The 9,290-nt window shown below is 69.1% G+C and carries 11 protein-coding genes; 6 read left to right on the forward strand and 5 right to left on the reverse strand.

Annotation, left to right across the window (positions count from 1 at the left end; all coding sequences use genetic code 11):
- Positions 1–689, reverse strand: a 689-nt coding sequence (locus tag Q0379_RS08315) for a thiazole synthase (RefSeq protein WP_299006951.1), incomplete at its 3' end; no start/stop codon positions are given.
- A 45-nt stretch (positions 690–734) separates the two neighbouring features.
- Positions 735–935, reverse strand: a complete 201-nt coding sequence (gene thiS, locus Q0379_RS08320; protein ID WP_013079290.1) for a sulfur carrier protein ThiS — start codon at positions 933–935, stop codon at positions 735–737.
- Between the two features lie 79 nt (positions 936–1,014).
- On the opposite strand from thiS, the gene Q0379_RS08325 reads away from it, so the two are divergent.
- The 4 genes from Q0379_RS08325 (at position 1,015) to aat (ending at position 4,048) form a co-directional block, all read left to right on the forward strand.
- On the forward strand, positions 1,015–1,455 hold the full coding sequence (locus Q0379_RS08325) for a type II 3-dehydroquinate dehydratase (RefSeq protein ID WP_299006966.1): 441 nt from the start codon (positions 1,015–1,017) through the stop codon (positions 1,453–1,455).
- 64 nt (positions 1,456–1,519) lie between these two features.
- Positions 1,520–2,029, forward strand: a complete 510-nt coding sequence (gene accB / locus Q0379_RS08330) for an acetyl-CoA carboxylase biotin carboxyl carrier protein (protein WP_299006969.1) — start codon at positions 1,520–1,522, stop codon at positions 2,027–2,029.
- Between the two features lie 5 nt (positions 2,030–2,034).
- The gene (gene accC, locus Q0379_RS08335; protein ID WP_299006972.1) at positions 2,035–3,381 is read left to right on the forward strand and encodes an acetyl-CoA carboxylase biotin carboxylase subunit; all 1,347 of its coding nucleotides are present in this window, start codon (positions 2,035–2,037) and stop codon (positions 3,379–3,381) included.
- Positions 3,382–3,394: 13 nt separating this feature from the next.
- Complete coding sequence (aat, locus tag Q0379_RS08340; RefSeq protein ID WP_299006975.1) at positions 3,395–4,048, forward strand: leucyl/phenylalanyl-tRNA--protein transferase; 654 nt, start codon at positions 3,395–3,397, stop codon at positions 4,046–4,048.
- Here the strand turns inward: aat and Q0379_RS08345 are convergent.
- Entirely contained in the window at positions 3,985–4,641 is a 657-nt protein-coding gene (locus tag Q0379_RS08345; protein ID WP_299006978.1) for a DUF2155 domain-containing protein, read from the reverse strand. The genes aat and Q0379_RS08345 overlap by 64 nt on opposite strands.
- Positions 4,642–4,646: 5 nt before the next feature.
- A complete protein-coding gene (locus Q0379_RS08350) occupies positions 4,647–5,042 on the reverse strand; it encodes an NADH:ubiquinone oxidoreductase subunit NDUFA12 (protein WP_299006981.1) in 396 nt (131 codons plus the stop codon).
- 274 nt (positions 5,043–5,316) lie between these two features.
- Between Q0379_RS08350 and Q0379_RS08355 the strand changes: the two genes are divergently transcribed.
- Complete coding sequence (locus Q0379_RS08355) at positions 5,317–8,052, forward strand: ribonucleotide reductase (protein ID WP_299006985.1); 2,736 nt, start codon at positions 5,317–5,319, stop codon at positions 8,050–8,052.
- Between the two features lie 158 nt (positions 8,053–8,210).
- Entirely contained in the window at positions 8,211–9,086 is an 876-nt protein-coding gene (locus Q0379_RS08360; protein ID WP_299006987.1) for a pentapeptide repeat-containing protein, read from the forward strand.
- Between the two features lie 87 nt (positions 9,087–9,173).
- On the opposite strand, the gene Q0379_RS08365 is transcribed toward Q0379_RS08360, so the two are convergent.
- The coding region (locus Q0379_RS08365; RefSeq protein ID WP_299006989.1) for a hypothetical protein at positions 9,174–9,290 on the reverse strand (117 nt) is incomplete at its 5' end.

The raw sequence follows: 9,290 nt of genomic DNA on the forward strand, positions 1-9,290 counted from the left end.
GGGTCCTTGGCCTCGGCGATGGCGGTGTTCATCAGGATGGCGTCGCAGCCCAGCTCCATGCCGATCGCCGCGTCCGAGGCCGTGCCGACGCCCGCGTCGACCAGCACCGGCACCTTGGCGTTCTCGACGATGATCCGCAGGTTCACGCGGTTCTGGATGCCCAGGCCCGAACCGATCGGCGCGCCCAGCGGCATGATCGCCACCGCGCCCGCCTCTTCCAGCTTCTTGGCGTAGACCGGGTCGTCCGAGCAGTAGACCATCACCTGGAAGCCGTCGGCGACCAGCAGCTTCAGCGAGCGCAGGGTCTCTTCCATGTCCGGGAACAGGGTCTTGGGGTCGCTGAGGACTTCCAGCTTGACCAGATCCCAGCCGCCGGCCTCGCGTGCCAGGCGCAGGGTGCGCACGGCGTCCTCGCCGGTGAAGCAGCCGGCGGTGTTGGGCAGATAGGTGAACTCGGTCGGCTTGACGTAGTCGACCAGCAGCGGCTGGGTCGGGTCGGTCAGGTTCACGCGGCGCACGGCCACCGTGACGATCTCGGCCCCCGCCGCGCGGGCGGCGGCGGCGTTGGTCGCATAGTCCTTGTACTTGCCCGTGCCGACGATCAGGCGCGAGCGGAAGGTGCGGCCGGCGACGGTCCAGGTTTCTTCGGTGTCAGCGGCGACGGCGTCGGGGGAAACATGCGCGTTCATGCGGCTGGTTTACGCCCCGTCAGCCGGCGTTTCAAATACGCAGCATCAACCGCCGCCGATAAAAGTGACGATCTCGATGCGGTCGCCGTCAGCAAGAGCCGTGTCGGCATAGGTCGAGCGCGGGGCGATCTCAAGGTTGCGTTCCACCGCCACCTTGCGGGCGTCCAGGCCCAGCGAGGCCACCAGATCGGCGATCGTGACCACCCCGGCCACGTCCCGTTCTTCCCCGTTCAACAAAAGCCTCATTTCACCTCCGAAGCGAGCCCTGCTTGTGACCTGAGGGAACCGGCTATACAAGACCTCCCGGAATCGACGGCGGAGCCGCATGGTAAAACCGATCCACGTGCTGAGCGGCCCCAACCTCAACCTGTTGGGAACCCGCGAGCCCGAGATTTACGGCAAGGACACGCTCGAGGATGTCCGGACGCGCTGCGAGGCGCGGGCGGCTTCGCGCGGCGTTTCGGTGGTCTTCCGCCAGTCCAACCACGAGGGCGTGCTGATCGATTGGGTGCAGGAGGCGCGTTTGTCGGCCTCGGCGCTCATTCTCAATCCGGCTGGCTACGGCCACACCTCGATCGCGCTGCTGGACGCGCTCAAGACCTTGAGCATCCCGGTGATCGAGTGCCATTTGTCCAACCCGGCGGCGAGAGAGGAATTCCGCCGTCACACCTATGTGTCGCTGGCGGCCACGGGGATCGTCTCCGGGTTCGGCGCGGCCAGCTATGAATTGGCGATCGAGGCCGCTTTCGGCCTGATCGGCGTTTAACGAGAACCTCGCCCCAGCGCTTTTCCGCGGCGCGCGGCGTTTCAGAACAACAAGGTAAGCTTCCATGTCGAACCCCAAGGCCCCCGCCGATCCGGTCGAAGCTCCGGCGATCGACGCCCGTCTGGTCCGCAAGATCGCGGACATCCTGAAGGACACGGGCCTCACGGAGATCGAGGTCGAGCACGCCGGCCTGAAGATCCGCGTGGCGCGCGAACTGACCGCCGCGCCGGTCAACTACGTCCAGGCCGCCGCTCCGGCCTTTGCTCCGGCCCCCGCCGCCGCGCCGGCTCCGGCCGCCGCGCCCGCCGCTGAAGCCGCTCCGGCCCCGGCCGCCGCCCGCGGCGACGCCGTGAAGTCGCCGATGGTCGGCACGGCCTATCTGTCGCCGCAGCCCGGCGCCGATCCGTTTGTGAAGGTCGGCGACACCGTGTCGGCCGGCCAGACCCTGCTGATCGTCGAAGCCATGAAGACCATGAACCCGATCGCCGCCCCCAAGGCCGGCAAGATCGTCGAGATCCTGGTCGCCGACGCCCAGCCCGTCGAGTTCGGCGAGCCGCTCGTCGTCATCGAGTAACGCTCATGTTCGACAAGATCCTCATCGCGAACCGGGGCGAGATCGCGCTCCGGGTCCACCGCGCCTGCAAGGAAATGGGCATCTCGACGGTGGCCGTGCACTCCGAGGCCGACCGCAACTCCATGTGGGTGCGCCTGGCTGACGAAAGCGTCTGCATCGGCCCGGCTCCGGCCGCCAAGAGCTACCTGAACATCCCGTCGATCATCGCGGCCGCCGAGATCACCGGCGCCCAGGCGATCCACCCGGGCTATGGCTTCCTGTCCGAGAACGCCCGCTTCGCCGAGATCGTCGGCGCGCACGGCTTCACCTTCATCGGTCCCAAGCCCGAGCACATCCGGATGATGGGCGACAAGATCACCGCCAAGCAGGCCGTGAAGGACGCCGGCATTCCGGTCGTTCCCGGCTCGGACGGCGGCGTCTCGACCGAGGAAGAGGCCTTCGAGGCCGCCGAGAAGATCGGCTTCCCCGTGCTGATCAAGGCCGCTGCGGGCGGCGGCGGTCGCGGCATGAAGGTCGCCCAGACGCGTGAAGACCTGGCCGAAGCAGTCTCCACCGCTCGCGCCGAGGCTCGCGCCGCGTTCGGCGACGACACGGTCTACATGGAGCGCTACCTCCAGAAGCCGCGCCACATCGAGCTGCAGGTGATCGCCGACAGCCACGGCAACGTGGTGCACCTGGGCGAACGCGACTGCTCGCTGCAGCGTCGCCACCAGAAGGTGCTGGAAGAAGCCCCCTCGCCGGCTCTGTCGGCCGAAGGTCGCGCCAAGATCGGCAAGATCGTCGTCGATGCGGTCAAGGCCATCGGCTATCTCGGCGTCGGGACCATCGAGTTCCTGTGGGAGAACGACGAGTTCTTCTTCATCGAGATGAACACCCGCCTGCAGGTCGAGCACCCGGTCACCGAAGCCATCACCGGCATCGACCTGGTGCGCGAGCAGATCCGCATCGCCGCCGGCCTGCCGCTGTCGTTCACCCAGGACGATGTTGTCTTCGAAGGCCACGCCATCGAGTGCCGGATCAACGCCGAGAACGCGCGGACCTTCACGCCCTCGCCGGGCACCATCACAGACTTCCACGCCCCTGGCGGCCTGGGCGTTCGCTTGGATTCGGCGATCTACACCGGCTATGCGATCCCGCCCTATTACGACAGCCTGATCGGCAAGCTGATCGTGCACGGCCGCGACCGCGCCGAGTGCATCGCGCGCCTGAAGCGCTGCCTGGCCGAAATGGTCGTCGGCGGCGTCGAGACCACGATCCCGCTGTTCCAGGATCTCCTGGTGCAGCCCGACATCCTGGCCGGCGACTACGACATCCACTGGCTGGAGCGCTGGATCAAAGCCCAGGAAGCCTAGCCTAGGCTCAACCATGGAAGACGCCTTCACGGTCGACGACCTGATCGCCTGCTACGCGCGTGGCGTCTTCCCCATGGCCGACGCCCGCGAGGACGAAAGCCTCTTCCTGATCGATCCCGAGCGGCGGGGCGTCCTGCCGCTCGGGGCTTTCCACATTCCCAAACGCCTCGCCCGCACGGTCCGCAACGGTCCGTACGAGGTCCGCATCGACACCGTCTTCGACGCGGTGATCGAGGGCTGCGCGGCGTCGCGACCGGGTCGGGTCGACACCTGGATCAACCACCCCATCCAGCGGCTCTACGGGCAGCTTTACGCGCGCGGTCTAGCGCACAGCGTCGAGACCTGGCTGGAGGGTGAGCTGGTCGGCGGGCTCTACGGCGTTTCGTTAGGCGGCGCGTTCTTTGGCGAGAGCATGTTCTCGACCGCGCGAGACGCCAGCAAGGTCGCGCTGGTGCATCTGGTCGCGCGGCTGGTCGCCGGCGGCTACCAGCTGCTGGACACCCAGTTCCTGACCGAGCACCTGACGCAGTTCGGGACGATCGAGATCAGCCGCGCCGACTACCGCAAGCGCCTGGCCAAGGCCCTGGCCGTCCAGGGCGACTTCTACGGCTTGGCAGGCGGCGCGACCGGGATCGACTGCTTGCAGGCGATCAGCCAGGCGTCATAGACCGGGTGCTGCAGCGGGTTCAGGCCCGGCGAGCTGGCGTACATCCAACCCTTGTAGATCTGGCGTCCGGCGGGCGCGGGACGACCGGCCTGGGCCTTGGGCTGGGTGTCGACGATGACATAGGCCGCCGTTTCCGGCGCGACCTCGTCAGCCGCAGCGGTCTCGCAGGCGCGGACCGTGAAGACCAGGGTCTTGTAGCGGATCGGCTGACCAACCGGGACCTCGAAGCGCATGGTCTCGGTCGTGACCTTGTCCAGCGCCTGCATGATGGCGATGGCGTAGCGTTGGCGCTTGGCCGGCTCTGGCGGCTTGACCGGCGCGGCGGGCGTTTCCGGCTTGTTTTGCGCCGCGGCGACCGGCGGCGCGGCCTGGGGTGACGGCGTCACGGCGGCCGGCGCGCTTTGCACCGGCTGGGCCGGGCGAAGCTCAGGAGTCGGCGTCGCGGCGGGCTTGGCCGTCGGCGCGGTCGGCGCCTGAGGCGCGGCCTGTGGCGTCTGGGCGGTTTGCGGAGCGGTCTGGCGCGCGAACGCCACGCTTCCGGCCAGACCGGCCAGCGCCGCGGCGGCGGCGATCCAGGACGTCCGGCGGGACATCCGGCCTATTCCGGGGACCAGGCTTGGTAGTCGCTGGTGGCGGCCGCGCGCTCGCCGCCGCGGGTCAAAGAACCCTTCGGGCGCCAGGCATGGACGGTGCCGGTCAGGTTGGGGATATGGTCCTTCTCCCAGTCGCGACGCTTCAGCGGCGCTTGGGTCGGCGGTTCGTCCAGCGTGTAGTGCAGCCAGCCGCTCCAGTCCGGCGGAACCTTCGAAGCCTCGGCGTAGCCGTTGTAGATCACCCAGCGACGCTTGCGCTGATCGTAGCTGTCGCTGTTGTCGCGGGCTTCGAAATAGCGGTTGCCCTGCTCGTCCTGGCCCACGAAGACGCCGCGGCGGCCGATATGGAAACGCTGACCCAGGGTCGCGCCGTTCCACCAGGTGAAGATCGCTTTCAGCACTAGGTTCGCACCCGAAACTTAAGAGGACAGGCCGCGACAGCGCGGCGAAGCGGCGGGGACTATAGGGCTCCGGCGCGCTAGCGTCCAGCGGGGCGCCGCACCCGTGATTTTCAACATCTTGTGGATTAGGGCCGCAAGACCCTCAACATCTATTGAGGGCAAACGATTGAGGCTCTAGCGTAGGTGCGACCTTACGCGCATCCCGACCGCGTGGAATCACGCGTTAAGGATTTGGTAAGCCTATAAGCTGGCAGACGGAACCAGGAAACGTCCCATGCGCACGCCCGCCAAAGCCGCCGGAACGGTCCCCGCGATGGAATGGCGCGACCTCGAGCGCGCCGACAGCATCATCGTGATCGCCGCGCCGGCCGCCTGGACGGACGCCCGCGTGGAAGCCTGGCTGGACTGGGCCGGAACCATCGAACCCAAGGCGCCGCTGGGCGGCGGCCCGGCCCGCTACGCCGACCGCATCGCCAAGATCGGCCTGGCGCGCGGCCTCTTCGGCGACAAGGCCGACGCGGCTGGCTTCAAGGACGCGCTGCTGGCGACCATGCTGGGCGGCTACGCCACGCCGGCGGGTGGTCAGGCCGGACAGGTGCAGTTGCCCGACGTGGGCGAGATCGAGTTCGAGACCCTGGCTCGGGAAAATCTGGCTCGCCGCCGCGCCGCCACCCTGGCGGCCCAGGCCGCCAGCCGGCTGGACGCGGCCTTGGCTCAGGTCACCGACGCCGTTCGTCGCTGCCAGGGCGACGCGCGCGCCTGCGCCGACGTCCGCAAGAACCCCGCCTTGGCCCGCGCCGCGCGCAAGGCCCGCGAACTGGGCGCTGACGACCGCACGATCCTCGAGGCGATCGCCACGGCCGATACGCCGCGTCCGACGATAACGGACCTGGCCCCGCCGCCCGAGACCGACATGATCGCGGCGGCGTCGCGCCATGGCGTCGCCGCTGGCGACGAGAGCGCGGCCCTGGCCGCGCACGTGGCCTGGGAAACGGGCGCCCTCACCCTCGCCTTCTCGCCGCAGGACGCCGAGATCCTGGCGCGCGGCGTCGGCGTCGGCGCGGCGATCGACGCCAGCGCCTTCCTTGACGACGAAGGCTTCGACGTCGAGCGCTTCACCGAGGTTTGCCATCTCTGGGGCACGGCGCTGGAACTGGATCGTGGCGACCAGCAGGCGCGCCTGTCCCTCGCCGGTGTCGGCGACTGCCTGCTCAGCCAGGGTCTGGCCCAGACCAGCCAGGAAGGCCGCGACGCCGCCGCCGCGCTCTGGGCGCTGGCCGTCGGCGCCGCCCTGTCCGCCAGCGCCGAGGCGGCTTCGAGGCTGGGTCAGGACCCCGCCTACGCCCAGGATCGCCAAGGCGTGCTGAAGACCCTGGCCGAGCGCCGGGTGCGCGCCGCCGCCCTTCGCTCCGAGCTGGCCACCGAGGCCGCCACGGCCCTGGCCACCGCGCACGGACTGGCCAAGAAGCACGGCCTGCGTTCGATCGGCCTAGTCGGACCGTTCGAGGACGCCGAAGCCACCTTGCGCCTGGGCGGAGCGCCCGTCGGCGCGGCCGGCGCCATGTCGCCGGTGTCGGTGGCCCAGACCGCCGATGGCCTGCTGCTGCCGACCTTCAGCCCCGCCGCGATGGAGGCCCTCTCAGCCGAAGGCGCGGATCTGGACGCCGCCCGCCGCCACGCCGTGGGTCACGGCACGCTGCTGGAAAGCCCGGCGATCGACCACATCGTCCTGCAGGCGCGCGGATTCACGGCCCACGAGATCGAGAAGGCCGAGAACGCCTTGCGCGAGTGCCGCGGCCTGCGCGCCGCCTTCGCCCCCGCGGTCATGGGACCGGGCTTCCTGCGCGACGTGCTGGGCGCGTCCGCCGAGGACGTCGCCCGCCGCGACTTCGACACCCTGGCCTTCGCCGACTTCACCGAGGACGAGATCGAGGCGGCCGAACGCCATGCGCTGGGCGCGGGGCGGCTGGGCGACTGCGCCGCCCTCAATCCGGATCTCCGCGAGGCGTTCCAGTCGGTGGAGGCGCCGAGCTTCGCCGACCGCCTAGCCATGCTAACGGCCGTGGAAGACTTCGCCTGCCTGCCCACGACCGTACCGTTACCCATTCCCTTCGACGCCCGGCCCGCCGACGCGGTTCGGGCCCAGGCCGCCGCCGCGCGCGCCGGGGTCCGCGCCCTGCGTCTGCAGCGCGCCGCGCCCCCGGCCGAGTTCAAGCTCGAGCTGCCAGAGGAGCCGGCCGCCGAGGCGCCGCGCCCCGCGCCTCTTCGCGAACAGATGGCGCGCGAACCGATCGTCACCGAGCGCGTGGTCGAGAAGATCGTCGAGCGCGACCGCTCGCGCCGCCGCCTGCCCGACCGCCGCAAGGGCTATATCCAGAAGGCGGCCGTCGGCGGTCACAAGGTCTATCTGCACACCGGCGAGTACGAGGATGGCGAGCTGGGCGAGCTGTTCATCGACATGCACAAGGAAGGCGCGGCCTTCCGCAGCCTGATGAACAACTTCGCGATCGCCGTGTCCCTGGGCCTGCAACACGGCGTGCCGCTGGACGAGTTCGTCGACGCCTTCGTCTACACCAAATTCGAGCCGGCGGGCCCGGTGACGGGCAACGACTCCATTAAGTCGGCGACCTCGATCCTGGACTACGTGTTCCGTGAGCTGGGCGTGTCGTATCTGGGTCGCGACGACCTGGCCAACGCCGATCCCAGCGAGTTCAACGCCGACGGCCTGGGCGCGGGCAAGCGCCTCATCGACGCCGACGAGGACGGCGAGCTCGACCCCGTCCCCGCCAGCCGCTTCATCTCCAAGGGCTTCTCGCGCGGCGCCACCCCCGACAACCTGGTCTTCGCCGCCTTCGGCCGCCGCCGGGTGGAGGGGGCTGAGAGGCCTGGCGTAGAGGGCGAGATGTGCCCGTCCTGCGGCGACCTCTCGCTGGTCCGGCGGGGCGCGATCACGGTCTGCGACACCTGCGGCGCTCAGTCCGACCAGACGGGGCCGTTGGCGTCCTCCTGACGTCCGACCGCACCAACGACCGGTCGTTGAGCAGGGCGCGCAGCTCTACCCGCGAGCCGTTAAATCCCCGTCATTACCGCGATTTAAGTGGCTTCTGGCGCCTGCCCGGTTCAAACCGTAACTCACACAGTCGCGTTATGGACTGCACGGAGAAATTGATGTTCCGTCTTGGCGCTCCCATCGCCGCCCTGTCGCTGAGCCTGCTGGCCCTGGCCGGCCAGGCGCACGCCGCGACCGAGGACCGCGATGTCGCCCGGCTGACCTCCTTCGGCGGCACCTGCGCCAGCTGCGATCTGGCGGGCCGTAAGCTGATGAACGCCAAGTTCGCCGGCGCCAACTTCACCAAATCCGTCCTGATCGGCGCCGACCTGCGCGGCGCGATGTTCTATGGCAGCAACTTCTACTCGGCCGACCTCAGCCGCGCCGACCTGCGCGGCGCCGAGATGCGCGGCGCCAACTTCAACAGCGCCAACTTCACCGACGCGCGGATGTCGGGCGTCGAAAGCAGCGGCGCGAACTTCCGGCAGGCCGTCCTCGTCCGGGTCGATCTGTCGTCCGCCGAGTTGCACGGCGTCCTCATGATCGGCGCCAACCTACAGAAGGCGCGGTTGTCGAATGTCGAGCTGATCGCCGCGAACCTGTCGGGCGTGAACGCTCGCGACGCCGACTTCTCGAACGCCGACATCAATCACGCCAACTTCCAGGGCGGCCGCTTTGAGGGCGCGAACTTCCGCAACGCTGATCTGACCGGGTCGAACCTGCGCGGGGCCGTCTTCGCTGGCGCGGACTTCCGCAACGCCGACCTGTCGCTGGTGGTGTTGAGCGGCGCTGACCTCTCGGCCGCACGCGGCCTTGATCAGGACCAGCTGGATGAAGCCTGCGGCGATGGCGGCACGCGCCTCCCCTCCGGCCTGACGGTGCGCTCGTGCAGCGGTATCCGGGGCTCGCAGCAGTTCATGCTGTGGCGGGAGATGCCCAAGTCGCCGCCTGCCCCGCCGGCTCCCCCCGCCCCGCCCAAGCCGCCCAAGTGGTGATCGGCTGACCGGCAAAAAGCCTCACGCCAAGAAAAAGCCCTCCGATCGCGAGACCGGAGGGCTTTTCTTTTGCGGTGACCGCCAAGCCTAGACTTTGATGGGCGGCGCGGTGCGGATGTGCAGCTCCTTCAGCTGCTTGTCCAGCACATTGGCCGGGGCGTTCATCAAGAGGTCCTGGCCCTGCTGGTTCAGCGGGAAGGCGAT

Source organism: uncultured Caulobacter sp. (assembly GCF_937900395.1).
Taxonomy (GTDB): Bacteria; Pseudomonadota; Alphaproteobacteria; order Caulobacterales; family Caulobacteraceae; genus Caulobacter.